The following is a 23,420-nucleotide window of genomic DNA, read 5'->3' on the forward strand; positions in this document are numbered from 1 at the left end:
GGCGGCCTCACGGTGAGCGCCCTCGTCTATTCCGGCGCAGCGACGTCCAGCCCGTGGGCACGGGCGGCTTCAGCGAGCCTGATGTCGTAGGTCAGGATCGCCGAGGCCTCCACGCCGAGAGCGCCGGCGAGGTGCAGGCTATCGAGACTGCGCAGACCCTCCTGCGGGTACAAGCCCGCTTCGCGGAACTGTTCCCTTCTCAGCGGGGTGAGCGTCACGCCGTCGATAACGGCCGTGATCAGTACCTGATCGATGCCGTGGCGCACACCGATCCGGCGCAACTCGGTCTCCAGCAGATCGCTGGACACGACCGTCGGCCCGTCGTCCAGGTACCGGCGCAGGCCGTCCGACTCCCGCTCGTCGCTGATGAGCTTCACCGCCGCCGAGGTGTCGAGATAGACCACCTGTGCCGCCGTCACCGGCGGTCCTCGCGTTCGTCATCGACGATCTCAGTCACGGAGCGACTGAGCGAGACCTTCGGGAGCGCCGACCAGCCACCGCTTCGTCGAGCGGGCCGCGATACCGGGAAGGGCAGCGCCGGAGTCGCGGCAGGGGAAAGATAGGCGACGACGACGCCACGATTGGTCACCTCCATCGCCTCTCCAGCAGCAACACGGCGCAGAACTTCGGCGGAGTTATTGCGGAGTTCGCGATGCGAGATGGTGGTCATGACATAAGCGTAGCACACCCCGTAGCACATTGAGTGCTCACGCTATGCCAGCGCGATGCCCGCGACACCGTTCGACTGGATCACCTGAGCGGGGCTGTCACATCCGGGCAGGCTGTGTCGTCAAGGAGGTGACATCTCGAGGAGGACACCATGACCCCGACCATCCCCGCTCTTCGGCCGGCGGAGGCGAACCCGCTCACCCGGCTCGTCTACCGCATCGCTCGTCGCCGGTTCGGCGAAGTCCCCGAGCCTTTCGCGGTGGCGGCGCGGCACACCGGACTGCTGTGGACGAATCTCGTCCATGAGCTTGCCCTCGAACGCGCGACCGGCGCTGCCCCGAGCGCCCTCGTTCAGCTCGCCGTCTACCGCACGGCCTGGACCGTGGGCTGTTCCTGGTGTGTCGACTTCGGCGCGATGCTGCAACGTCTCGACGGACTGGACACCGTCCGGCTGCGCGAGATCGACGACTTCGAGACGTCGCCGGCCTATACGGAGCTCGAGCGGCAGGTGATCCGTCTCTCCGATGCGATGACGGCCACGCCGCCCGCCGAGGCGACGGAGCTGTTGACCCCTCTGCGGGATCGGCTGGGCGACCGCGGGGCGCTGGAGCTCGTCTACCAGATCGCCCACGAGAACCAGCGTGCGCGCATGAACCACGCCCTGGGCATCACCGGCCAGGGCTTCTCCGACGGCTCGGCGTGTCGGGTGCCGTGGGATGCCAGTCCGCAAGCCTGACACCGCGGAGCTTGTCAGGGTGGGCCACATCGTAGGTGCCGATCACCCGCCCCTCGACCACGCTGAAGGCGGCCACCCGGGCCGGGAAGCGGCCGTCGGTACCCGGCGTGACGAGTCCCAGCCGGCCGTTGACCTCCACTAGCCGCATCGCGCCGAGTCGCTCGTCTCCGTACAGGCGCACGAGTCCCTGGAAGAAGCGCGCCACCTGCTCGGGTCCGACGACCGGACGGCCCGCCGTTGGGGTCAGACCGCCGGAGTCGCCATAGGCGGTCACGTCCGGATGCAGGGCCTCCGCGACCCCCGCGGCGTCGCCGCGCTCCAGCGCCCGCAGCAGTCCCTCGACCGCTGCCCGATGCTCCGCCGCCGGGGACTCGCGCGGCGCCTCGGCCATCGTCCGTCGTCCCCGACTCGCCAGCTGCCGGGCGTTCGCCGCCGTGGTGCCGAGGATCTCGGCGATCTGCGCGAACGGAATGTCGAAGACATCGTGCAGGACGAAGGCGACCCGCTGATCCGCCGGGAGCCGGTCGAGCAGGACGAGTCCGGCGTAGCGGACCTCGTCGGCGACGACGGCCAGATCGGCCGGGTCGTGCGGCTCGGTGACGATCGGCTCGGGAAGCCACGTGCCGGGGTAGGTCTCGCGTCGGCGACTCGCCGCACCGAGGTGGTCGAGACACAGCCGCGTGACGACGGTGGTCAGCCAGGCGGCGGGGCGTTCGATGCCGTCAGCGGCGGCATAGCGGAGCCAGGCGTCCTGGAGGACGTCCTCGGCATCGACGACGCTCCCCGTCAGCCGGTACGCGAGGCCGAGGAGCCGCGCACGTTCAGCCTCGAACGCGGCGAGCTCACCGGACACCGGGTGGTCAGTTCGAGACGAACAGGTGCTGGGCCGCCTCGGTGTCGATCTCGGCCGTCTCCCCCTGGCGAGCGACGACGACACCGTCGTGCCCGGCCGATGCGAGGATGTCGTTACCCGGAAGGGCGCCGACGCGCCGCAGGACCGACATCACCGCGGTGTCCTTCTGCAACTCCTCGGCGATGCGTCGCACCACCAGGCGCGTCGGCTCCGAGGATCCGGCGATGGCCTTGGGCAGTGTCTGCACACCCGCGAGGAAGTCCGCCTCCCCGACCTCCTGACCCAGCTCCGCGAGACCGGGGATCGGGTTGCCGTAGGGCGACTCGGTGGGCTGCTGGAGCAGGTCGATGAGCCGGCGCTCGACCTGCTCGGAGATCACGTGCTCCCACCGGCAGGCCTCGTCGTGGACGTACTCGATCTCCAGCCCGATCACATCGGTGAGCAGACGCTCGGCGAGACGGTGCTTGCGCATCACGCGGGTGGCGAGTGCACGGCCCTTCTCCGACAGCTCCAGGTGACGGTCGCCCTCGACGGTGAGCAGACCGTCGCGCTCCATCCGGGCCACGGTCTGACTCACCGTGGGCCCGCTCTGGTGGAGGCGCTCGGCGATCCGAGCACGCAGCGGCACGATGCCCTCTTCCTCCAGCTCGAAGATCGTGCGCAGATACATCTCAGTGGTATCGATCAGGTCGCTCACCCCTCCATTGTTCCACGTCCCGCCGACAGCGTGTTCCGATGTGCGAACACACCGGCCCGGCACGACGATGGAGCGATGACGACCTCCGTGATGTGGTTCCGTGGCGACCTGAGACTGATGGACCAGCCGGCGCTGCGAGAGGCCGTCGCGGCCGGTCCGGACGGGGTGGTTCCCCTCTACGTGCTCGACGACCGATTGTGGGGACGGGGAGCCGGTGTGCGCACGGCGTACCTCTCGCGACTGCTGTCCGAGTTCGACGAGCGCATCGGCGGACTGCACGTCGTACACGGCCCTCCGGAGCGCGAAGTCGAGCGGGTGGCCCGGGCGTCCGGGGCGGACAGCGTGCACGTGTCGGCGTCCTTCACGCCCTACGGCACGAGCCGGGACGACAGGGTCGAGAAGGCGCTCGACGTGCCGCTGGTGCGCACGGGATCGGCCTATGCCGTCTCGCCCGGCCGGGTGGTCAAGGGCGACGGCGAGGGTTACCGGGTCTTCACGCCCTTCTACAAGGAGTGGCTCGATCACGGCTGGCGCGATCCGGCACCCGCGGTACGCGATGTGCCCTGGCTGAGGCCGGAGGGCCGCACCCACCGGATCCCCGAGGCCGGGGTGCCGGACGATGTGACCTTGCCTCCCGTCGGCGAACGGGCCGCACGCGAGCACTGGCGCCGCTGGCTCGAGGACCACGTCACGGACTACGCCGACGAGCGCGACCGCCCGGGCCTCGATACGACCTCGCGCATGTCCGTCCACCTGAAGTGGGGCAGCATCCACCCGCGAACGATGCTGGCCGACCTCGCGCCGCTGGGCTCGGACGGAGCCGCCGCGTACCGGCGCGAGCTCGCCTTCCGCGAGTTCTACGCCGATATCCTCCACCAGCGTCCCGACTCGGCCTTCGGCTACTACGACCGGCGCTTCGAGCATCTCCAGTACGACGAGCCCGCGGACGACCTCGAGGCGTGGAAGCGCGGCGAGACCGGCTTCCCGATCGTCGACGCCGGGATGCGTCAACTCCTGGCGGAGGGGTGGATGCACAATCGGGTCCGCATGATCGTCGCGAGCTTCCTGGTCAAGGACCTTCATCTGGAGTGGACCCACGGCGCGGCGCACTTCCTGGACCGCCTGGTCGATGCCGATCTCGCGTCCAATCAGCACGGCTGGCAGTGGGTCGCCGGCTGCGGGACGGACGCATCGCCCTTCTTCCGGGTCTTCAACCCGGTCACGCAGAGCAAGAAGTTCGATCCCGACGGTGCCTACATCCGGCGGTGGGTGCCCGAGCTGGCCGACGTGTCCGCACCCGCCGTGCACGAGCCGTGGACGATGGCCGACCCGCCGCAGGACTATCCCGCTCCCCTGGTCGATCATGCGGAGGAGCGGCGCGAGGCCCTCCGCCGCTTCGAGGCCCTCACCCGATAGCCGCAGCCCGCCAGTAGCGGTAGGCCATCAACCTCACGTCTCGTGCAGCGGTAGATCGGCAACGTTATCGAGGCGCGATGAGGTTGACGTTCTACCTCCGTCCCGGACGATCGCCGGCGTGACGTTGACCAGCTACCGCCGGAAGGGGGACCACCGGGCGCCCCCGCCGACCGTTACGGTGAGGACATGGTGACGATCGCGCGGCAGTTCAACGGTCCCCCCGGTTCGGGCAACGGAGGCTATGCCAGCGGAGTGATCGCCGCGGGCATCGAGCACGACGGTCCGGTGGAGGTGCGGCTCACGACGCCGCCGCCGCTGGACACACCGCTCACCTACGAGCACGACCACGATGAGGTCCGCCTCGTCACCCACGGCGGTGCCCTCGTCGGGCACGCCCGTCCCGGTGGGTTCCTGCGGGACGCGCCGCGCTTCGCCTCGGCGGAGGAGATCACGGCCGGTGCGGCCGGATATCCCGGATTCGAACACCATCCCTTCGATCTCTGCTTCACCTGCGGAACGCAGCGCGGCGAGGGCGACGGACTGCGCATCTTCTCCGGTCCGATCGGTGACGGGTTGACCGCCGCCCCCTGGGACGCTCACGCAGGTTTCGCGGGAGAGAACGGCGCGATCGACGACCCGGTGACGTGGGCGGCCCTCGACTGCCCCGGCGGATGGGCGGCGGACTTCTCCCAGCAGCCCATGCTCCTCGGCACCATGACGGCGGAGGTCTACGCGGTGCCGGCGGCCGGTCAGCGCTATCACGCGGTGGGACAGCTCGATCGCCGCGAGGGCCGCAAGTTCTTCACGTCGACCGCGCTCTACACCCCTGAAGCGCAGCTCGTCGGCCGCGCCGAGCAGGTCTGGATCGAGATCGACCTCGGCTAATGGTGCCCTCTGCTGTCGAACGCTTGGCCTTTGCCCTCTTGGACAGCGTCGAGGGGCCGGTCGACCGAGCCGCGATCGATGCTGCGTGGAAGACCGACGGAGGATGTGCGTCTGCGGTTGCCCCGGCTGCCACGAAAGCACACCCTTCGTCACCGCTGGCTCGCCGAGAGGTGCGTAGGTCGCCGCTCGCCACCGACTGAAGGCTCGGCTGAACGGTCAGCGGGCCAAAGCCGCCCGCAGCCGATCGGGGTCGACGCGCCAGAAGTCGTGCTGGCGGCCGTCGACGAAGGTGACGGGTACTTGCTCGCCGAAGCGCCGCACGAGCTCGGGGTCGGCATCGATGTCGATCCGCTCCCACCCGTCGCCCGTCTCGGCCACCACCGCGGCCACCTGGGCCTCGGCGGCCTCGCACAGATGGCATCCCTCGCGGGTGTAGACCACCACGCGCGGTCCGGCCGCGCCGGTCACGGCGTCTCCCGGGCGAGCTCGCGCAGACGCCCCTTGGCCACCTTGCCGGTCGGCGAATGGGGCAGGCCCGCGGCGACGACGATACGCGTCGGCCGCTTGAAGCGCGCGAGATTCTCGCGACACACCGCTTCGACCGCCTCGATGAGCCCCTGCTCGTCGGCGGTCTCGTCCTCGGGCACCACGAAGGCCACCACGGCCTCACCCGTGTGCTCATCGGGCATCCCGACGACGGCGACCTGGGCGACACCCTGGGTGTGGGCCACGATCTCCTCTACCTCGGTCGGGTACACGTTGAACCCCGACACGATGACGATCTCCCGCAGCCGGTCGACGAGTGCCAGCGCACCGTGGGCGTCGATGATGCCGATATCGCCGGTGGCGTACCAGCCGTCATCGCCCGGGCCGCCCGCGCCGTCGGGCCAGTAGCCGGAGAAGAGATTGTCGCCGCGGATCCACACCTGCGCCGGGTCGCCGGGATCGGCCTGCTGACCGAGCGAGTCGCGGACCTCCACCTCGACGCCGGGCACCGGCCAACCGACCGTGTAGGGCTCGCGGGGCGCCTCGCTGTCGACGAGCGTCGTGGTGACGACGGGGCTCGCCTCCGTCAGCCCGTAGCCCTGCTCGACCCGATGACCGGACACCTCCTCGAAGCGCAGCGCGAGGTCGGGGTCGAGGGCTGCTGCACCGGACAGCACCACGCGGACACCGGCGAGGGCTTCGCGTACGTTCTCGTGTCGCGCCCAGGCCGAGATGACCGGCGGCGCCACCGGAAGGACCGTGATCTGCTCGTCGGCGATGAGGCGGAGCACGGCATCGGGATCGAAACTCTCGACCAGCACCACCCGGGCCCGTTCCCGGAGCGCCTGCCCGAGGACCGCGTTCAGACCGTAGACGTGGAAGAGCGGCAGCAGCCCGAGCACCACGTCGCCCGGGCCGATCACCGGGGGCTCGATGCGCCCGACCTGCTCGATATTGGCGATCAGGGCTCGATGGGTCAGCTGGACGCCGCGAGGCAGGGCGGAGGCACCGGAGGTGTAGAGCACCACGGCCAGGGACTCGGCATCGGGCGGTGCCATCGGCACCTGACCGGATCGGCGCTCCTGTAACGCATCGAAGGTCAGCTCCCCGGCCTCGGGCGCGACCCGGTGCACGGCGATGAGCGCGCCGGCGGTGTCCGCCTGGCGCACCTGCGCGGCGGCGGCCGCGTCGGTGACGATGACCTTGGGCTGGCAGTCCGCGACGACGCGGCTGATCTCGCGCGCGGGCGCCTGCGGGTTGATCGGGACGGCCACCAGCCCGCCCCGCAGGACCGCCAGATAGGCCACGCACAGGTCGATGCCGTTGGTCATCACCAGGGCCACGCGATGTCCGGCGACGAGTCCCTGTCCGAGGAGGGTCTGCGCCACCCGGTCGACCCAGGCGTCGAGCTCCGCCCAGGTGAGCTCACGACGGCTTCGAGGCTCGCTGAGGGCGACCGCGTCAGGCGTCTCGCGGGCCGCTTCGCGCAGGTAGTCGCTCAAGTTCACGGGCACGAGTCGAGTCAACCACACCACTGGTCTTCGTCGGCCCGATACGCTGTGCTGCATGTCACCGGGCCGCCGCGAGATCCCGCGCAATCTCCAGGCGCGCTCCGTGTTGGCGGGCCAGGCGGCCGCCGCCTCGCCGGAGGTGGAACGGGCCCTCGCCCCCGCACTCGACCCGCGTACCGCCGCCTTCTTCGATGTCGACAACACGATCATGCAGGGCGCCTCGATCTTCCACCTCGCGCGGGGGCTCCACCGACGGGAGTTCTTCACCACGCGCGATATCGCCGCCGCCGTCTGGAAGCAGGTGTGGTTCCAATATGTCGGCGGTGAGCGCAGCGATCACATCGACGACGCACGGTCCTCCGCCCTCTCCTTCGTCGCCGGGCATCGGGTCGACGAGCTCCGCGAGATCGGCGAGGAGGTCTTCGACGAGTTCATGGCGATGCGGATCTGGCCGGGCACCCGGGCGATCGCCCAGTGGCACCTCGATCGTGGACACCGGGTCTGGCTGGTCACCGCCGCCCCGGTCGAGATCGCCGAGGTGATCGCCCGGCGCCTCGGGCTCACGGGCGCGCTCGGCACCGTGGCCGAGTCGGTCGACGGCGTCTACACCGGGCGCCTCGTCGGGGAGATGCTGCATGGCGAGGGCAAGGCCGTCGCCGTGCGGGGCCTCGCCGCAGCGGAGGGCCTCGACCTCGATCGCTGCTACGCCTATTCCGATTCCAGCAACGATCTCCCGATGCTCGAGCTCGTCGGCCATCCGTGCGCCGTGAACCCCGATGCCCGCCTCCGGGCCCATGCCCGAGGCCAGGGATGGCTCATCCGCGATTATCGGGTGGGGCGCCGCTTCGCGCTCACCGGTGTCAGGGCGGCGCTGGCGGTCCTCGCAGTGTGGACGACGGTCGCCCTCGGCCGCCGGCTGTATCGCCGCTCGTTTTCGTGACATCTGCGATGTCAGACCGTAGAGTCGTGGCAGTTGCGGGAGGGAAAACGTGACCGAAGCGAGGCATCCGATCGGCGTCGCCGTCCTGGCGCCGCCCTTCGACGTGTCCGCACTCTGGATCGCTCTCGCGCAGACCCGCACTGGAACGGGTCAGCCCTCGCGGACTCCCCCGGACCGCGATGAGTCCCACGCCGAACGCGTCCATGCCCTCGTCGAGCTCGCGCGGACCGGGGATGCCGAGGCTTTCGGCCAGCTCTACGACATCTACGTCACGACCGTGTACCGCTTCCTCTACTACCGTGTGGGCTCGCGGCAGCTGGCCGAGGACCTCACGAGCGACACCTTCGTCCGGGCGATGAAGGCCGTCGGCAGGTTCAACTGGCAGGGCAAGGATTTCGGGGCGTGGCTCACCACCATCGCGCGCAATCTGATCGCCGACCACTACAAGTCGGCCCGGGTCCGGATGGAGCTGACCTCCGATGTCGTGCCCGAGCGTGGGCCCGCCGCCGAGAGCTCCGAGGACGAGGCGCTCGTGCACCTCGGCGATCATGCTCTCCATCACGCGATCAGCGAGCTGTCCCCCGAGCAGCGGGACTGCATCGTCATGAGATTCCTGTCCGGCATGACGATCGCCCAGACCGCCGCGGCGCTCGACCGAAGCGAGGGAGCCGTCAAGCAGCTTCAGCTGCGAGCGCTGCGCAATCTCGCCAAGAACGTGCCCCAGGAGCTGCGTCCCGAGCCATAACCTCCGCCGAATCCCGTCGTTAGATCACTTCAGACGATCCGAAAGGTCCACGCCACGTGTTCCTCCGCCACCGCCGCGCCGCCCAGGCCTTCGCCGATGCCTGGGGATCGCGTCGTCGCCCCGACGACGCGGAGGTCGGCGCGCTCGTGGCGCTGGCGCGGCGGGTGGAGGTCAGCGCCACCGCGGACCCCGATCCGGTCTTCCGCGACGGTCTGCGCGAGCAGCTGCTGGCCTCAGCCGGGCAGACGATGGTCGCCGGACCTCCCCGGCGCGTGTTCGAGCCCCAGCCCCTCAGCCCTGGACGACGCAGGGCCCGCTGGGCGGGGGCCGTCGTCGCCGCCACCTTGGCGCTGGTCGGCTCGGTGAGCGCCAGTGCCAGCGCCGTCCCCGGCGACATCCTGTATCCGGTCAAGATGGGCACCGAGCGCGTCGAGCGCACCTTCGCCGGCGACGACCAGAGCCTCGGGCGGCTCTACCTCACGCAGGCCGGCACGCGACTGGGAGAGGCCGAGGTCCTCGGCCAGCAGAGCAACACCAACGCACGCACGCGGGTCAGCTCGGCACTGGATGCCTTCTCCGACAGCGCCGAGCGCGGCTCCGCACTCCTGCTGGGCACCGCGGGACGTCAGGTCGATCCGGCCGATGCGGACTATGTCGCCGCCTTCGCCGAGGACTCCACGTTGCGGATCAATGCGCTGCTGGAGCGCCTGGCGCCCGCCGATCGGGGCAGCGCCGAGCGCGCGGTCCGCACGCTCGCGGATCTGGGCGTCGACATCGGGACCGCGTGTCCCGAGTGCACCGGGGACACCGAGCGCGTCGCCGAGTCCGTCGACGACCTGCTCTCGGATGTTCAGCGCACTCTCGTCGAGGGCGGACCCGCCGCGGGGACCGAGGACGGCGGCGAGCCCGGCCGGCAGTCCGATGCCACCGGCGAGCCCGGCACCACCACCCGCGGGGGTTCCCCGAGCGGCGGGGACACCGGCTCCTCGGAGCAGCCTCGTCCGCGGACCACGGCTCCGCCCATCGAGAGCCTGCCGATCATCGCGCTCCCCGAGGCCAAACCACCCTCCAGCGTCGGCGACGTGCTGTCGCCGGTCGTCGGGGCGGTCCTGGGCGACGACCGCCAGGAAGGCCTCGTGCCGAGCGTCCTGGGCGTGCTCGGGCTGCGCCGCTGACCTTCGTTCTCGTGTGTTCGCGCCCCGCGGAGCGACGCAGGATGTGTTTGCGCGGTTGCTATAGCGACCACCAAGACACATCCTTCGTGCCATGGAGACGAAGGATGTGCCTCTGCGGTTGTCATGGCGACCATCAAGGCACATCCTTCGTGCACGGGGCCCGACTGAGACGCTCCCTCACCCGGCGGTGCGGGATACCTCGCCAGCCGCCGGCGCATAGGTCTCGCTCAGATGAACGGGTTGCCGCGGTCGCCGAGCAGCGTGTAGAGGTTCTGCTGGATGGTCTCACGCACCTGATCGGTCACGTTGAACAGCAGCATCGGATCGTCGGCCGCCTCGGCCGGGTAGGCATCCGTGCGGATCGGCTCACCGAACTCGATGATCCACTTGCTCGGCAACGGCACCATCCCCAGCGGACCGAGCCACGGGAAGAAGGGCGTGATCGGCAGGTACGGGACGCCGAGCAGCCGCGCGAGCGAGGGGACATTGCCCACCAGGGGGTAGATCTCCTCCGCCCCCACGAGCGACACCGGGATGATCGGCACCTGTGCGCGCATCGCCGCGGAGACGAAGCCGCCCCGGCCGAAGCGTTGTAGCTTGTAGCGCTCGCTGTAGGGCTTACCGACTCCCTTGAAGCCCTCCGGCCAGACGGCCGCCAGCTCACCACGGGTGAGCAGCCGTTCGGCGTCATCGGCGCAGGCGAGGGTCGCTCCGAGCTTGCGGGCGAGCTGGCTGACGAAGGGCAGTGAGAAGACCAGATCGGCGCCCAGGGGACGCAGCGACCGTTCCGCGTGCTTGCGGACCGCGAAACCGGTGATGACACCGTCCACCGGCACGGTGCCCGAGTGATTGCCCACGAGCAGGGCGCCTCCCTCGGCGGGGATGTTCTCGATGCCGCGGACCTCGAGCCGGAACCACTTCTCGGCGATCGGCTCGATGAGATGGTCGAGCAGGGCGACGACCTCGGGATCGTAGCCGAAGTCGTCGATCGCGTAGTCGCCGGAGAGCCGGTGCGCAAGCCCCGCGGTGAGGCCGTGGAGCCGGTCGTCCCAGTCCTCGCCCAGCAGCCGTTGAGCACCGCCCAGCAGCGCGCTCAGCAGCTCCTCGAGGCGCGGCTCACGCTGCTCGTGGTCGCGCCCGCCAGCACCCGACGCGGTCTCTTCGGCCGCCGCCGCGGCGGCGGCCGCGTCGTCATCGGTCACGGATCTGAGCCGGGGACGCTCGCCGGCGTTCTTCTTGCGCGCGGGGCCAGCGGGAGCACCACCGGCGAGGCCGCGCGCCGCAGCCGAGGGCGAGGTGCGCCGGTTGCCGCGGCCTGGTCGCCCGGAGGAGCCGATCGTGCGCAGGTCGTCGTTCATCGCACCCCCGCGTGCAGGAGACCGGGACGCAGAGCGCCCGCGAAAGAGGAGAAGGTCTGCCGCGTGGAGTGGCGGACCTCGTAGCCGAAGATGTCCCGCAGGGCGGCAGTGTCGACCACGCGTCCGTAGGTCAGCAGCCGGTGCAGGTCGGGGCTCGTCTCGGTTCCGACGAGGCGTGCGACGCGGGCGAAGGCGCTCCCGAGGCCGACCGGCGGCAAGGGAACGGTGGGCTTGCCGAGCAGGCGCGCACACTGCGACAGCAGCATGACGCCGTCCCCGGCCACATTGAAGGTACCCGGGCGATCATGGCTCGCGGCCTGCCGGACGACCTCCATCGCGTCGGCGAGGTGCAGGAACTGCAGCCGCGGGTCGAAGCCGAGCACCGAGGGCAGCACCGGACCACGGAAGTAGGCGGCCAGCGGCGCGCTCGATCGCGGGGAGAGGATCTGGGACATCCGCAGGATGGTCACCAGCACATCGGGTCGGCGCCGGGCGAAGCCGCGGGTGTAGCCCTCGACCTCGACGGTGTCCTTGGGATAGCCGGAGCGGACACCACCGCGCGCGGTGCCCGACTCGGACCACACGGCCGGGTCGCGCGGCGAGGTGCCGTAGACCGCGGTGGACGATCCGAGCACGAACTTGCGCAGCGTCTCGCTGCGCTGGCAGGCGGCGAGCACCTGCATCGTGCCGATGACGTTGAGCTCCTTGGTCGACTTGAGCCGACTGGAGGACGGTGCCACCCCGAGGTGGACGACGGTATCGACGTCCTCCACGGCGAGCACCTTGCCGATGACGGGTGTGCGGATGTCCGCGCGGATGAACTTGACACTGCCCAGCTCATGCGAGGGCAGCGTCGTGTCGACGCCGACCACCTTCTCGATGCCGGACTCCGCACCCCGTTCGGCGATCAGCCGGGCCGTCCGGGCCACCGCACCATCGGCGACACCCGTGACGAGGACGACCCTGCTCATCGGGTCGTGCTCTTACTTGCCGAGCTTGCGACGCTGGACGCGCGTGCGCTTGAGCATCTTGCGGTGCTTCTTCTTCGACATGCGCTTGCGGCGCTTCTTGATGACAGAACCCACGATTCACCTTTGGTCGGTTGGGAAAAGAACGATCGCTTCAGGATACGACGCACCGGCAAGCTCCCCTCATCCGGCCTGATAGAAGGACTTCTCCAGATACTCGCGCAGCGCCTTCTCGGTCACTCGGAAGGAGCGTCCGACGCGCACGGCGGCGAGCTCACCGGAGTGGACGAGGCGGTAGACCGTCATCTTGGACACACGCATCTGCTCGGCGACCTCAGCCACCGTCAGGAACTTCGGTTCTTGTGCCATCGGACACCATCCTCGTGAGGGGGTGGGTCGAGCCTAGTGGAGAACCGGGGAACAGTTAAAGCGAACGTCTCATCTGGGAGCGCGGGGCTCAGTACAGCGGGTCCAGTCCCAGCAGCGGGAAGACCTCGGTGCGCGTGGCATTGATCGACCGGTCGAGCCAGCTGGCCGGGTCGTAGCCCTCCTCCCAGGGCCGGAACGCTGCGCGGCGCCCGTCGGTCATCCGGGCCGGTGCGGGCTGGCCTCGCAGTCGCTCGACCTCGGCACGCCAGTGCTCCGGCGTCGCCACCTGCGGGTCGAGCTCCCGTCCCGAGACGATGGACAGCAGATGCGCCCAGGCCCGTGGGACGACGTCGATGACCGCGTAGCCGCCTCCTCCGGTGGCGATCCACTTGCCTCCGGTGACCTCGTCGGCGAGGTCGCGCACCGCGAGATAGGAGGCACGCTGCCCGTCGACGCTGAGCATGAGGTTGGTGAGCGGATCGTCCATGTGGGAATCGCAGCCGTGCTGGCTGACGATGATCTCGGGACCGAACTCGCGCACGATCGCCGGGACGACGGCGTGGAAGGCACGCAGCCATCCCGCATCGGAGGTGCCGGGCGGCAGGGGGACGTTGACCGCCGATCCCTCGGCCCCCTTGGCGCCGATCTCCGTCGAATAGCCGGTGCCCGGGAAGAGCGTCTGCGGCGACTCGTGCAGCGAGATCGTGAGCACCCGCGGATCGTGGTAGAACATCGCTTGCACGCCGTCGCCGTGATGGGCGTCGACATCGATGTAGACGATCTTGGTCGCCCCGTGGTCGAGCAGCCAGCGGATGCCGACGGCGACATCGTTGTAGATGCAGAAGCCGCTCGCCCGGCCCGGCATGGCGTGGTGCAGGCCGCCGCTCACGTTGATGGCGCGGCGACGCTCCCCGGTCCACACGAGGCGCGCGGCCTCGGCGCTGGCTCCCGCGATGAGCGAGCTGGCCTCGTGCATGCCGGCGAACAGCGGATTGTCCTCCGTACCGAGGCCGATGGACGGGTCAGCGTGGGTGGGGTGCTTGCTGAGCTTGAGGACCTTCTCGATGTACTGCGGGGTGTGCACCTCCGCGAGTTGGTCCTCGGTGCAGGCGCTGGCGCCCACGATGTCGAGGTGGTCGAGCACCCCGAGCTCCTCGGCCAGGCGCATCGTCAGCTTGACCCGCACCGGGGCCATCGGGTGCGAGGGGCCGAAGTCGTAATCGGTCAGCCGCTCGTCGAAGACGACGGCGGCTCGATCCGACTCCGGCTGCGTCATGACCCGTCCTGGGACAGCTCGTGGGCGCGTGCGGCGCAGGCGGCGACGCCGGCGCGCAGGGCGTCGCCGGCCCCCTGCTCGTCGAAGGTGGTGATCGCGGCATGGGTGGTGCCGTGGGGCGACGTGACGCGGCGACGGAGCTCGGCGGGCGACTCCTCGCTGCCCGCGAGGAGGGCCGAGGCGCCGAGGAGGGTCTGCTGGGCCAGCTGGCGGGCTGTCGGCTCGTCGAGACCGGCCGCGACACCGCCGTCGATCATGGCCTCGGCGAGATAGAAGACGTACGCGGGGCCGGAGCCGGAGACGGCCGTCACGGCGTCCTGCTGGCTCTCGTCGACGACCGCGACCTTCCCGGCGCCCTCGAGCAGCTCCACGACGAGGTCGAGCTGCTCGGAGCTGACACTCGATCCCGGCGAGACTCCGAACATGCCCTGCCCGATGACCGCGGGGGTGTTGGGCATGGCCCGCACGACGGCGATGCCGTCGGGAAGGCGGCTCTCCATGGTGGCAGTGGTGACGCCGGCGGCGACGGACACGATCACGGCATCGGAGCGCACGGATCCGGCGATCTGCTCGGCCACCTCGGCGACGTGGTGCGGCTTGACGGCGAGGACGATCACGTTGGCGCCGGTCACGGCCGTCTCGGCATCGGCGCTGGTGATGTCGTAACGCTCGACGAGCTCGGCGGCTCGCTCCGCTCGCGGTTCGCTGACGGCGATGTCCTGGACGCCGGACGCCCGCCAGGCGGAGATGAGCGTCTCGCCCATGACGCCTCCGCCGATCACCGAGATGCGCAGTCCAGACATGAGATCGCTCATGCTCTGAGACTAGTATCACGCCCCGAGCGACGGGTCAGGAGGGCAAGGCGGCAGCGTGGAGGCGGGCGAACGCGAGGGCTTCGAGGAGGTCGTTCTCCCGGCCTTCGGGGCCGGCGGACTTGCGGGTGTTGATCTCGACGACGACCTGTCCGTCGAAGCCGTTGGTCGCCAGTTCCTCGAGCAGCTGCGCACAGGGCTGGCTGCCGCGCCCCGGGACGAGGTGCTCGTCCTTGCCCGAGCCGCTGCCGTCGGCGAGGTGGATGTGGCGCAGGCGCGGGCCGAGCTCGCGGGCCATAGCGAGCGGGTCGGCGTGGGCGGTGGCGCTGTGCGAGAGGTCGAGGGTCACGTGCGCGTAGTCGTGGAGGCGCGGGTCCCAGCCGGGGGCGTAGGCCTGGAACTCGCGTTTGCCGCTGCGCCAGGGGTACATGTTCTCGACGGCGAAGACGAGATCGTACTTCTCCTCCAGGTCACGGATGCCGTCGACGAATCCGCGGGCGTAGTCGCGTTGCCAGCGAAAGGGCGGATGCACGACGACGACCTCGGCACCGACCTCGAGGGCCATCTCCGCGCTGCGGTGCAGCTTGCCCCACGGGTCGAGGCCCCAGACGCGCTGTGTCAGCAGCAGACAGGGGGCGTGGATCGAGGTGATGGGGATGTCGTGCTCGACGCTGAGCGCCTGCACGGTGTCGATCTCCGTGCTGATCTCGTCGATGCCGACCATGACCTCTACGGCGTCGTATCCCAGTCGCTTGGCGGCGTCGAAGCCTGCCGCCGTGGAGTCGGGATAGACCGATGATGTCGACAGCGACACCGTGATCGGCTCGTGGTCACTCACTCCACCAGGCTAGTCGTTCGCCGGTCACGGCACAGGTGACGCCCGCCTGGACAGCACGAAGGCCGTGCGCCCCGTAGGACGCACGGCCTTCGTGCTCAATCGGCTACCGGATCAGGCGATGTCGCCCAGACCACGGCGGCGACGGATCTCCATCGCGGCTCCACCGGCGGCCAGCAGCGCTGCGCCTCCGAGGATGTACGGCAGCATCGCTGCGATACCGGTCCGCGGGAGGTCATCGCCCGGGCCGGGGGCAGCTGCGTCCTCGAGGAGGGCGAAGCTCACACCGGCGTCGTTGGACTGCTCGTTGACGGTCTGCACGGCGCGCAGCGTGTAGTCGCCCGCCTTCAGCCCGTCCTCGAAGGCCACGTTCCACTCGCCGTTCTCGACGGTGGTCTCACCGATCTCCTCGTCGTTCAGGAAGACCGTGATGGTCGCGTCCTCGATACCGGTGCCCTCAGCGCCCTCGGGGGCGGTGGCGGCGCGGTAGTTGACGCCGTCCTCCGGCGTGGTGATGACCGGGGCGTCCGGGATCACCGTGAAGCTGCTGGAGGTGACAGCGGACTCGTCACCGTCGACCACCTGGGTGGCGCTGACGCGGTACTCACCGGGGCCGAGGTTGACCTCGACCGACCAGTTGCCCTCGCCGTTGACCGTGGCGGTGCCCGAGGCATCGCCGGCGACCGTGACCTCAGCGCCCGGCTCGCCGGTGCCCGAGATCGCGTTCACGCTGCCGACGACGGTCGAGCCGTTCTCGGGAGCGGTGATCGCGGGTCCGGTCGCAGCAACCTCGACGCTGAAGTCGACCGTGTCGGAGGTGTCGAAACCGCGCGTGGCGGTCAGGCTGAACTCGTAGGTGCCGAGCTCCTCGACGGCGTTGAAGGTCCAGTTGCCCTCGCCGTTGATGTCGACGGTCTGGTCCTCGCGGCCTTCGGAGGTGATGGTGAGCTCGCCGCCCGCGGGGCCGGTGCCGGTGATGGCATCGCCGCGACCGACCGTGCCGCCGTCCTCGGGGGACGTCAGCGCGGGCTCGTCGAGATCGAGAGCGACCGTGTAGCCGTCGAGCTGAGCGAGGCCCTTCTGAAGGTCGGACACCCACACCTGAGTGCCGCCGCCCTGGGGACCACCCGAGATCAGACCGATCGCGGTGTTGCCGGACATCACCGCGCCACCGGAATCGCCTTCTTCGCTGTACATGCCCGACGTCTCGAATCCGCTAACAAGCCGTCCCGAGATGAGGGCGTATCCCGCCTGAGTAACGATCGTTCCGTCGGTGTATCCGGAGGTGCGACCGGACTTCGCGACAGCGGCACCGACGCTAGGCGATCCCACTGCGGTCACGGGATTCGTGGACTCAGACAGGTCGTCAGTAGTGGTCCAATCGGTAACTTCCGGCAACAGGTCCAGCGTGTCGTCCGCAAGGTCATACGCGGAAATATCGACATACGCGTCGGCATTTTCCGGGAGCTCCTCGCCGGGCGCGGGACCCGGGTCATTGCCGGGGCCGCCGAACTGCGACTGGCCGAGCGTAAAGTCGACCGAGCCCCCGCGAATGAAGGCGGGAGGAGTGGTCTCGCCACCGGCCGGATCACCGCTCGGGACGGTCATTGCCGCCTGCTGGTTGTCCCCGTCGCCCGTGCAGTGGCCTGCGCTGACGAAGGCAGGATTGCCCTCGCTGTCCCAGGCACTGAAGCCCACGGAGCAAGCGCCGCCCTGCTGGTCCAAGCCGGGAGCGGTGAAGTAGCCGGCGCCGCCCACGACATCGGTGTCCTCGTATGACACGAAGCCACCGGGGATCTCGACGATGTTATCCGGAGAAACATTCGAATGCGCGGCAGAGTAGCCCTCTACGGCGCCATCGACGGCGGCCTCTCCCTTGGTCGGATCGACGTAGAGGACGACCTGTCCCTCACCGTCGAGCGCAGCACCGATAATCGTCTCATCGGTCTCCTGCACGGCCTGCGCGGTGAACGCGCCGAGGCCGTCGGCCGAGAGCGCCGCGCCTTCCTCGCCGGAGGCGGCTGTCGCGGACAGCATCCCCGTAGTGAGGGTCAGGGCCGCCACTCCTAGGGCCGCGACACCTCGCTTCATGTGGATCGACATGCATTTCCTCTCCTGCTGGCACCCCGCAGCGTCCCCGTCGTCCGGTCCCCGAGTGCAAGCCTGTGTGTCACAAACGAACTCAACCTATCTGTAACCTGAGAAAAAGTCACACCCGCCCCCGGGTGTAGTGATCGGGAGGAAGCTCATGTCAGTGCTCACGATGGGCCGCGTCGCAATCGTCGTGGTGGCTCTCATGGTCGTCTCAGCCTGCGGTAACAGCGAGACGAGTGACGACTCAGCAGATCCTCAGGCGACGTGGGGGGTCAAGGCTGAACGCTCTCCGTATCTTGAGCTCGCTGATGGCGAAGTCAGCGGCAGCGATGGCTGCAACGACCTTCGCGGGATCTACGAGCTGGAAGACAATCAGCTGAGTTTCCAGATGCAGATGTCGACGCTGATGGCCTGCCCTGGAGTGGACACCTGGCTCGTCAAGTTGACATCCGCACGGATCGAGGGCGATACGTTGATCATTTTCAATCGTGACGGCGACGAGATCGGCACGCTGGAGCGCACCGCCTGAGGTCATTCGATCAGGATGGTGTCGCCGATGGGCCAGTGCTCGCCGTCATGGGTGGGCAGGGCGGCTCGGAAGGTCTTGCGGTCATGATGGCGTTTGCAGAGCGACCAGTTGTTGAATCCGGCGGTGGGTCCGTAGGGTACGGGGATGCGGTGGTCGACTTCACACCGTGATGCTTTGACCCTGCAGCCGGGGTATCGGCAGGTGCCGTCTCGGAATCGGATGGCGTTGCGTAAGTGTTCGGGTGGATATCGGCCGCTGTAGACGGTTTCGAGGATGTCCTCCCCAGTTTCGTCGACGAGGAGTCGGTACCAGAAGGGATTCGCCTCGGTGGCCAACTCTCGGACCAGGTCAGCCGGGATCGTCCAGTCACGATCCGCACTAATCCCGGGCTGATCATCCACGCCAGCAAGGGTCGACGCCGGCACCATGACGCCAATCGCGACCGCAGGTGCCTTGGCGCCGTCGTGGGCAGGATCAATCTCGCCCAGTGCTCCCACGAAGAGGTCCGCGCGCTTCTGATCCAACGTCCGCTCATCATCGGGATCATGGATCGCCCGTGCTGCGCGATCCAACCGTGCCTCGATATCCGCGAGCACGATCGAGGGTAGATGATTCGCATACAGATCACCCGTCCCATCGTCAGAATGAGTCACCCGGATCGAGCGTTCACGGTAGAGGTCCTCATACCGTTCGGCGGCATGCTCGGGTTCAGCCATCGCCACCCGACGCTTCAACCACGACCGCAACTCACCCACCGTGTGGGATTCGGCATACCGAGCGATCCGCCCATCGAGCCGCTCGAACGATTGAGCGTGCGCGAGCTTAGCCATCTCACGACCAACCTCAGCCACCCGCTGACCATCAAGCCGCCCTTCGCCGAACGCCTCCCACGTGGCAGGTAGCTGCTCGCGGACCGCCTGCGCCTCAGCTACCCGGTTCTGCACCACGTTCTCTGACCAGCCCAACGCCTGCGCGATAGTCGACACCCTGGCAGCGAACTCATATCCCGTGGCCGAAATCCCATCGAGATACCGCAACATGCCATCAATCCGACGAAAGTCCGCGACCGCGCTCTCCCGACGCAGACCCGCCAACACGGCGAGCCCCTCATCAGCAGTAGCGATCAACATGCTCTTAATCTATCCGCCCCCACTGACAAAATAGACGTGGTGAACACTTCGCCACATCGGGCCGAAAATTCTAAGCGACAGACCCGTGCTCAGATGGGCACTCCGAGCACAACTATTCTCAGCGTCGCTCTTTCAAAGCCCTTGAAGGAGGAACCGATACTCCATTGTCGCAAAGACGTCGGCATAGCGCATTGATCTAGCGGAAGTCAACAATCACAACCGCAAGACGTAAACCCCAGCCCAGCGAACTCGTCAACAGGCATTCAATCTATCGCCACTGCCGACAGGAAAAGGAAGCAGAATAGTTTCCACGGCCTTCAACGTCGAGATGACTTCCTCCGACCCCTAAGCCTGCCCGCGCGTGCTGCAACAAGCGCCTGCGCCAAACCAGAAGCCGCGAAGAGCAAGGCGAGCCAGCGCGTGGAGGAGGCGGTGTCCGACGAGGCGATCACGAGTCCAATAGCACAGATCAGCCCGCCGCAGACGAACTGGAAAATCTGACCCTTATTCATACAACGACTCCAGACTAACTACATGCATCGTAAGTCAATGGGAGGCCGATCAGGAAGGTCGATGCAGCCAGCGTAGTTCCTCCAGTGAAAGGGGTGAACAACAACGACCCGGCACCAATCGCCGACCCCGCCCAGGAGAGCCCGCATTGCCAACTGACGTTCGCCAGCCCCGTCGGATCCAAATTGTTGACGGGATCGCCGGCGGCGTAGAGGTAGGGGTTCTGCTCCTCGCCGGCGGGGTCCATTTGGGTGAAAGTTCCATAACCGGGCTGGTAATACCTTGCCCCGAGCTTGAGGGTTCCTCCGAGACCAGCCTGAGTCCCGACAAAGCCGGAAAGCGTGTCCGGAGCCGGGGTGGCGCGTCGACTGCCATAGGGCTCATATGCGTAAACCGCCGCCGCACTTCCTTCCGCGTTCAGTTTCGCGGTGGTGGAATCCTGATGGTCTCCCACCAGATACTCAGTCCCCGAATCGCGGGATATCGACACCGCGCGCCCATCAGGCAAACGTGTGATCGACTCGTGAAGCTTCTCTGAAGCACTATTTAATTCAGTCAGGCGCAACGCTAAACCGCCGAAGGATTCAGCCTCGAACCTGGTTTTCTCGATCGTCCGTCCCAGGTCCGTGTATCGAGTCCAGTCTTTGACGAGTGATGTGTTGCTGCTGTCGATATAAGCGGCCTCTGTCGGGACCGCTCCGCCGGTCCCGAACACGCGCGTGGCAGATAGCTGGTTCGCGCTGTTGTAGATCATTCTTACCGTGTTGGTCGAACCCTCCATGTTTCCCTTATCGTCATACTGTCGAACCACCGACGAGTTGCCGCCCGGATCCACGACTTGATCGGCCTCGTTGTACGTCGTGGTGGCGTTTCCGGACTTCGTCCTGTTGCCGTTGAGGTCGTATTCGTAGGTCCAGTGAGAACCGCCGCTGCTCTCGTTCGCGTCAACGAGGCGTCCGAGACTGTCGTAGGCGTAGCTGATCGTCGAGCCGGTCGGGGCGTGGATGCCGACGTGATCAGTGCGGGCCTGGATCTTGCTGCGATCCACGCCGTCGTCGTCGAAGGAATAGGAGTAGTCCGACACAGCCTCCCCGTCGCCATCCACTGAGCTGATGCGGGTGGGGCGCGAGGAATCGTCGTATTCCTTGCTGATGCTCGCGCCACCGGGCAGGGATCGGCCGGTCTCATTCCCGTTGTCGTCATAGGTGAAGGTCACCGATCCACCCGGGTCCGTCAGCTGCGTCAACTGGCTCGCCGCGTCATAGGCATAGGTCCGAGCACCCGTGACCCCGTCATCGTGGCTCGTCATGTTGCTCCGCGAGTCGTAACCCATCGCGATGGTCACATCGAACTCGGACCCGTCCGCGGGAACGCGCGTCTGCACCGCTGTCGTGTTGCCTCGGGTGTCGTAACTGTGGTCGCGCCGCGACTGGGCACCGTAGGCTCCCCCACTGATCGGTTCCCCCGACCGCACCTCGGCAGTCAGCTGGCCGTCATCGTCGAAGTCGTAGACCGTGTCGGACTCCCAGGCTCCCTCACCGGCGACCTCCTCGGTCTGCTGAACCAGCCGATCGGCCGCGTCGTACACGTATCCGATGACCTGATCGCCCTGCTCGGTCTGCGTGACGCGCCCGACAGAGTCGTAGCTGTATGTCGTCGGCGCGACAGGCCCCGGCGGCGTGACGGTGGCGAGATTGCCGTCGCCATCGTAGGTGTACTGCGTGGTGTGACCGTTGCCGTTGGTCGAGGAGCACTGCTGGCCCTGCTTGCCACCGCAGCTCGCCCCATCGATGCCATGATGGGTGTAGGACAGCTCCTGGCCCCCGGAATCGTTCGTCGTGTCGGTCTGATGCGTCAGATTCCCGGGCCCGTCATAGGCAAAAGTCTTCTGACCGCCCTCCGGGTCGGTCGAGCACTTGACCAGGTGCGGATGGCCCGAGGTCGGCGAGGCACAGCCGTCGTCGATCCCATAGGTCGCATTCGCCGCCGCACCCGTCGGCAGCTGGACCTGGGTCGGGTTATTGGCATCGTCGTAGCTGTAGCTGGTGACATTGCCCTCACCCGTGCCGCCGCCCATCGCATCGGTCTGCGTCGCAACCTGCGAATTCGGGGTCCACTCCTGTGAACGCGTCCGTCCCAACGGGTCGGTCACCGAGGTCACCCGGCCGTCGTCATCGAGCTCGATGGTCGAATCGTTGCCATCGGGGTCGGTCAGCGTCGTCTGACCAGCGGCATACGAGAAGCTCGTCGTCGCGGCCGTGCTGTCCGGTTCACCGGATGTGAGGTGACGGTCGACTGAGCTGACACGATTCCGATCGTCGTACCCGAAGGACGTCACCGAGCCTTCGGCCGTCGTGATGCGGGTGAGCCGCCCGGCATCGTCATACCCATAGTGACGGGTCGCGCCGTCGGCACCCTTCACGCTCGTGAGCCGCTGGTCGTCGTCGTAACCGAACTCGAACACCCGGCCCGCGGGGTCGGTGATCGTCGAAACCCGCACGCCGGTGTACTCATAGCTCGTCACACGCCCGGCAGCATCCGTCACCGAGGCGACGCGGTTGTTCGCTCCGTAGGCATACGTCAACGCGTTGCCATTGCGGTCCTCGTTGCGCAGCAGGAAGCCGCCCGCGGTGAACACCAGCCGCTCACCGTTCTGGCGATACGTGACGACCCACTCTCCGTTGCCCTGCTGGGCGAGATCGGCCTGCAACCCTGGGGGTGTCTGCCAGCCGCCGTCGGCCTCGGTGAAGTGAGCGCGGAAGCCCGACGGCGCCCGGAAGACCACCATCGTCGGGCCGACCTCCAGCCCGATGTCGTGCGCTGCCGAGATCGACCACTTCGGCCCATACCCACCGAACCGTTGAGACAGGCCATTGTAGAACCGGTCCAGCGATAGCCCGATGCCAGGGCCGTTGATGGCGAGATCCTCCGCCCGGACGACAAGATTCCCGTTCCCCAGATTCACCGCGGCGGTGTGGATGTCGTCGAGGCCGAACTCCTCGAAACCGTAGTGCTCCTGGACTCCCAGGCCCGGAGCGGCTACCTCGTCATCGCCGGCCGACATGAGGGTCCGAAGCTCGGCCTCATCGTCCGCGATCTCCTCAGCGGCGAGATCCGCCGACCAGTCCCCCTCAGGGATCTCGCCCACCGGCTCGCGGTTCACCTCCGCCGGCGCTTCCCACACCGAGCCGGGACGTTCACCGCCTCCCGGCTCGGCGACTGCCGGCACAAAGACCAGCATTCCACCGATCGCCACGGTCGATCCGACAACAACACCGAGCAGACGTGCGCGCACAGCGGCACCTTCCGATTCCCCTACCGGATGCCTCACACGTCGTGAGAGCCCCGGCGCCGGACGACGCCGCTACTGGGCTGAACAACGCCAATAGCTCCATCGGATCACACCGGGATAGTCCGCCGCAGGAA

At 68.1% G+C, this 23,420-nt stretch carries 23 protein-coding genes; 7 read left to right on the forward strand and 16 right to left on the reverse strand.

Annotation, left to right across the window (positions count from 1 at the left end; translation table 11 throughout):
* Positions 1 to 26: 26 nt before the first annotated feature.
* A complete protein-coding gene (locus JL108_RS01925) occupies positions 27 to 419 on the reverse strand; it encodes a type II toxin-antitoxin system VapC family toxin (protein WP_205196647.1) in 393 nt (130 codons plus the stop codon).
* Positions 416 to 670: a type II toxin-antitoxin system Phd/YefM family antitoxin gene (locus JL108_RS01930; protein ID WP_205196648.1), complete on the reverse strand. Its 255-nt coding sequence runs from the start codon at positions 668 to 670 to the stop codon at positions 416 to 418. Before JL108_RS01930 ends, JL108_RS01925 begins: the two co-directional genes overlap by 4 nt.
* A 150-nt stretch (positions 671 to 820) precedes the next feature.
* Between JL108_RS01930 and JL108_RS01935 the strand changes: the two genes are divergently transcribed.
* The gene (locus JL108_RS01935; RefSeq protein ID WP_205196649.1) at positions 821 to 1,405 is read left to right on the forward strand and encodes a carboxymuconolactone decarboxylase family protein; all 585 of its coding nucleotides are present in this window, start codon (positions 821 to 823) and stop codon (positions 1,403 to 1,405) included.
* Here the strand turns inward: JL108_RS01935 and sigJ are convergent.
* Both sigJ and JL108_RS01945 read right to left on the reverse strand, forming a co-directional pair.
* On the reverse strand, positions 1,338 to 2,258 hold the full coding sequence (gene sigJ / locus JL108_RS01940) for an RNA polymerase sigma factor SigJ (RefSeq protein ID WP_205196650.1): 921 nt from the start codon (positions 2,256 to 2,258) through the stop codon (positions 1,338 to 1,340). The two genes, JL108_RS01935 and sigJ, sit on opposite strands and share 68 nt — an antisense overlap.
* 7 nt (positions 2,259 to 2,265) lie before the next feature.
* On the reverse strand, positions 2,266 to 2,955 hold the full coding sequence (locus tag JL108_RS01945; protein ID WP_143911307.1) for a metal-dependent transcriptional regulator: 690 nt from the start codon (positions 2,953 to 2,955) through the stop codon (positions 2,266 to 2,268).
* A 75-nt stretch (positions 2,956 to 3,030) separates the two neighbouring features.
* Here JL108_RS01945 and JL108_RS01950 point away from each other — a divergent pair, with 75 nt between their 5' ends.
* Positions 3,031 to 4,371 carry a deoxyribodipyrimidine photo-lyase gene (locus JL108_RS01950; protein ID WP_205196651.1) on the forward strand — a complete coding sequence of 447 codons (1,341 nt, stop codon included), beginning with the start codon at positions 3,031 to 3,033 and terminating at the stop codon, positions 4,369 to 4,371.
* Positions 4,372 to 4,557: 186 nt separating this feature from the next.
* Positions 4,558 to 5,256 carry a hypothetical protein gene (locus tag JL108_RS01955; RefSeq protein ID WP_205196652.1) on the forward strand — a complete coding sequence of 233 codons (699 nt, stop codon included), beginning with the start codon at positions 4,558 to 4,560 and terminating at the stop codon, positions 5,254 to 5,256.
* Between the two features lie 216 nt (positions 5,257 to 5,472).
* On the opposite strand, the gene JL108_RS01960 is transcribed toward JL108_RS01955, so the two are convergent.
* On the reverse strand, positions 5,473 to 5,724 hold the full coding sequence (locus JL108_RS01960; RefSeq protein WP_307837155.1) for a glutaredoxin family protein: 252 nt from the start codon (positions 5,722 to 5,724) through the stop codon (positions 5,473 to 5,475).
* The gene (locus tag JL108_RS01965; RefSeq protein WP_205196653.1) at positions 5,721 to 7,256 is read right to left on the reverse strand and encodes a class I adenylate-forming enzyme family protein; all 1,536 of its coding nucleotides are present in this window, start codon (positions 7,254 to 7,256) and stop codon (positions 5,721 to 5,723) included. Before JL108_RS01965 ends, JL108_RS01960 begins: the two co-directional genes overlap by 4 nt.
* Before the next feature lie 52 nt (positions 7,257 to 7,308).
* On the opposite strand from JL108_RS01965, the gene JL108_RS01970 reads away from it, so the two are divergent.
* Genes JL108_RS01970 through JL108_RS01980 form a run of 3 tightly spaced genes read left to right on the forward strand, consistent with a single transcriptional unit; the run spans position 7,309 to position 10,113 of the window.
* Positions 7,309 to 8,193 (forward strand): HAD family phosphatase, encoded by an 885-nt coding sequence (locus JL108_RS01970; protein ID WP_205196654.1) that lies wholly within the window; start codon positions 7,309 to 7,311, stop codon positions 8,191 to 8,193.
* Between the two features lie 49 nt (positions 8,194 to 8,242).
* Positions 8,243 to 8,938 carry a sigma-70 family RNA polymerase sigma factor gene (locus JL108_RS01975; protein WP_205196655.1) on the forward strand — a complete coding sequence of 232 codons (696 nt, stop codon included), beginning with the start codon at positions 8,243 to 8,245 and terminating at the stop codon, positions 8,936 to 8,938.
* A gap of 56 nt (positions 8,939 to 8,994) precedes the next feature.
* Positions 8,995 to 10,113, forward strand: a complete 1,119-nt coding sequence (locus JL108_RS01980) for a DUF5667 domain-containing protein (protein WP_205196656.1) — start codon at positions 8,995 to 8,997, stop codon at positions 10,111 to 10,113.
* A gap of 227 nt (positions 10,114 to 10,340) precedes the next feature.
* Here the strand turns inward: JL108_RS01980 and JL108_RS01985 are convergent, their stop codons facing one another.
* From JL108_RS01985 to JL108_RS02020, 8 genes are all read right to left on the reverse strand, one after another.
* Positions 10,341 to 11,471, reverse strand: a complete 1,131-nt coding sequence (locus JL108_RS01985) for a lysophospholipid acyltransferase family protein (protein WP_205196657.1) — start codon at positions 11,469 to 11,471, stop codon at positions 10,341 to 10,343.
* Positions 11,468 to 12,442: an NAD-dependent epimerase/dehydratase family protein gene (locus JL108_RS01990; RefSeq protein WP_205196658.1), complete on the reverse strand. Its 975-nt coding sequence runs from the start codon at positions 12,440 to 12,442 to the stop codon at positions 11,468 to 11,470. The genes JL108_RS01985 and JL108_RS01990 overlap by 4 nt, the downstream gene beginning before the upstream one ends.
* Before the next feature lie 12 nt (positions 12,443 to 12,454).
* Complete coding sequence (locus tag JL108_RS01995; protein WP_012359487.1) at positions 12,455 to 12,556, reverse strand: 30S ribosomal protein bS22; 102 nt, start codon at positions 12,554 to 12,556, stop codon at positions 12,455 to 12,457.
* Between the two features lie 66 nt (positions 12,557 to 12,622).
* Entirely contained in the window at positions 12,623 to 12,808 is a 186-nt protein-coding gene (locus JL108_RS02000) for a helix-turn-helix domain-containing protein (RefSeq protein ID WP_143911298.1), read from the reverse strand.
* A gap of 88 nt (positions 12,809 to 12,896) precedes the next feature.
* A complete protein-coding gene (locus JL108_RS02005; protein WP_205196659.1) occupies positions 12,897 to 14,084 on the reverse strand; it encodes an acetoin utilization protein AcuC in 1,188 nt (395 codons plus the stop codon).
* The gene (proC, locus tag JL108_RS02010; protein WP_240190511.1) at positions 14,081 to 14,899 is read right to left on the reverse strand and encodes a pyrroline-5-carboxylate reductase; all 819 of its coding nucleotides are present in this window, start codon (positions 14,897 to 14,899) and stop codon (positions 14,081 to 14,083) included. Before proC ends, JL108_RS02005 begins: the two co-directional genes overlap by 4 nt.
* A gap of 34 nt (positions 14,900 to 14,933) precedes the next feature.
* On the reverse strand, positions 14,934 to 15,734 hold the full coding sequence (locus JL108_RS02015) for a sugar phosphate isomerase/epimerase (RefSeq protein WP_143911296.1): 801 nt from the start codon (positions 15,732 to 15,734) through the stop codon (positions 14,934 to 14,936).
* Between the two features lie 111 nt (positions 15,735 to 15,845).
* Complete coding sequence (locus JL108_RS02020; protein ID WP_205196660.1) at positions 15,846 to 17,834, reverse strand: S1 family peptidase; 1,989 nt, start codon at positions 17,832 to 17,834, stop codon at positions 15,846 to 15,848.
* A gap of 145 nt (positions 17,835 to 17,979) precedes the next feature.
* Between JL108_RS02020 and JL108_RS02025 the strand changes: the two genes are divergently transcribed.
* Positions 17,980 to 18,354 carry an META domain-containing protein gene (locus JL108_RS02025; RefSeq protein ID WP_205196661.1) on the forward strand — a complete coding sequence of 125 codons (375 nt, stop codon included), beginning with the start codon at positions 17,980 to 17,982 and terminating at the stop codon, positions 18,352 to 18,354.
* A 2-nt stretch (positions 18,355 to 18,356) separates the two neighbouring features.
* On the opposite strand, the gene JL108_RS02030 is transcribed toward JL108_RS02025, so the two are convergent.
* Both JL108_RS02030 and JL108_RS02035 read right to left on the reverse strand, forming a co-directional pair.
* A complete protein-coding gene (locus JL108_RS02030) occupies positions 18,357 to 19,484 on the reverse strand; it encodes an HNH endonuclease signature motif containing protein (RefSeq protein WP_205196662.1) in 1,128 nt (375 codons plus the stop codon).
* Between the two features lie 526 nt (positions 19,485 to 20,010).
* Complete coding sequence (locus JL108_RS02035; RefSeq protein ID WP_205196663.1) at positions 20,011 to 23,289, reverse strand: RHS repeat-associated core domain-containing protein; 3,279 nt, start codon at positions 23,287 to 23,289, stop codon at positions 20,011 to 20,013.
* Positions 23,290 to 23,420 lie beyond the last annotated feature (131 nt).

Source organism: Aeromicrobium sp. YIM 150415 (assembly GCF_016918125.1).
In the GTDB taxonomy this organism is placed as follows: Bacteria; Actinomycetota; Actinomycetes; order Propionibacteriales; family Nocardioidaceae; genus Aeromicrobium; species Aeromicrobium piscarium.

Bases quoted from the DNA above. Each gene is read 5' to 3' on its own strand.
- JL108_RS01970 (WP_205196654.1), top strand. From the start codon at position 7,309: ATGTCACCGGGCCGCCGCGAGATCCCGCGCAATCTCCAGGCGCGCTCC.
- JL108_RS02025 (WP_205196661.1), top strand. From the start codon at position 17,980: ATGTCAGTGCTCACGATGGGCCGCGTCGCAATCGTCGTGGTGGCTCTC.
- proC (WP_240190511.1), bottom strand. From the start codon at position 14,899: ATGAGCGATCTCATGTCTGGACTGCGCATCTCGGTGATCGGCGGAGGC.
- JL108_RS02030 (WP_205196662.1), bottom strand. From the start codon at position 19,484: ATGTTGATCGCTACTGCTGATGAGGGGCTCGCCGTGTTGGCGGGTCTG.
- JL108_RS01930 (WP_205196648.1), bottom strand. From the start codon at position 670: ATGACCACCATCTCGCATCGCGAACTCCGCAATAACTCCGCCGAAGTT.
- JL108_RS01990 (WP_205196658.1), bottom strand. From the start codon at position 12,442: ATGAGCAGGGTCGTCCTCGTCACGGGTGTCGCCGATGGTGCGGTGGCC.
- JL108_RS01955 (WP_205196652.1), top strand. From the start codon at position 4,558: ATGGTGACGATCGCGCGGCAGTTCAACGGTCCCCCCGGTTCGGGCAAC.
- JL108_RS01950 (WP_205196651.1), top strand. From the start codon at position 3,031: ATGACGACCTCCGTGATGTGGTTCCGTGGCGACCTGAGACTGATGGAC.
- JL108_RS01935 (WP_205196649.1), top strand. From the start codon at position 821: ATGACCCCGACCATCCCCGCTCTTCGGCCGGCGGAGGCGAACCCGCTC.
- JL108_RS02020 (WP_205196660.1), bottom strand. From the start codon at position 17,834: ATGTCGATCCACATGAAGCGAGGTGTCGCGGCCCTAGGAGTGGCGGCC.
- JL108_RS02000 (WP_143911298.1), bottom strand. From the start codon at position 12,808: ATGGCACAAGAACCGAAGTTCCTGACGGTGGCTGAGGTCGCCGAGCAG.
- JL108_RS01985 (WP_205196657.1), bottom strand. From the start codon at position 11,471: ATGAACGACGACCTGCGCACGATCGGCTCCTCCGGGCGACCAGGCCGC.
- JL108_RS02005 (WP_205196659.1), bottom strand. From the start codon at position 14,084: ATGACGCAGCCGGAGTCGGATCGAGCCGCCGTCGTCTTCGACGAGCGG.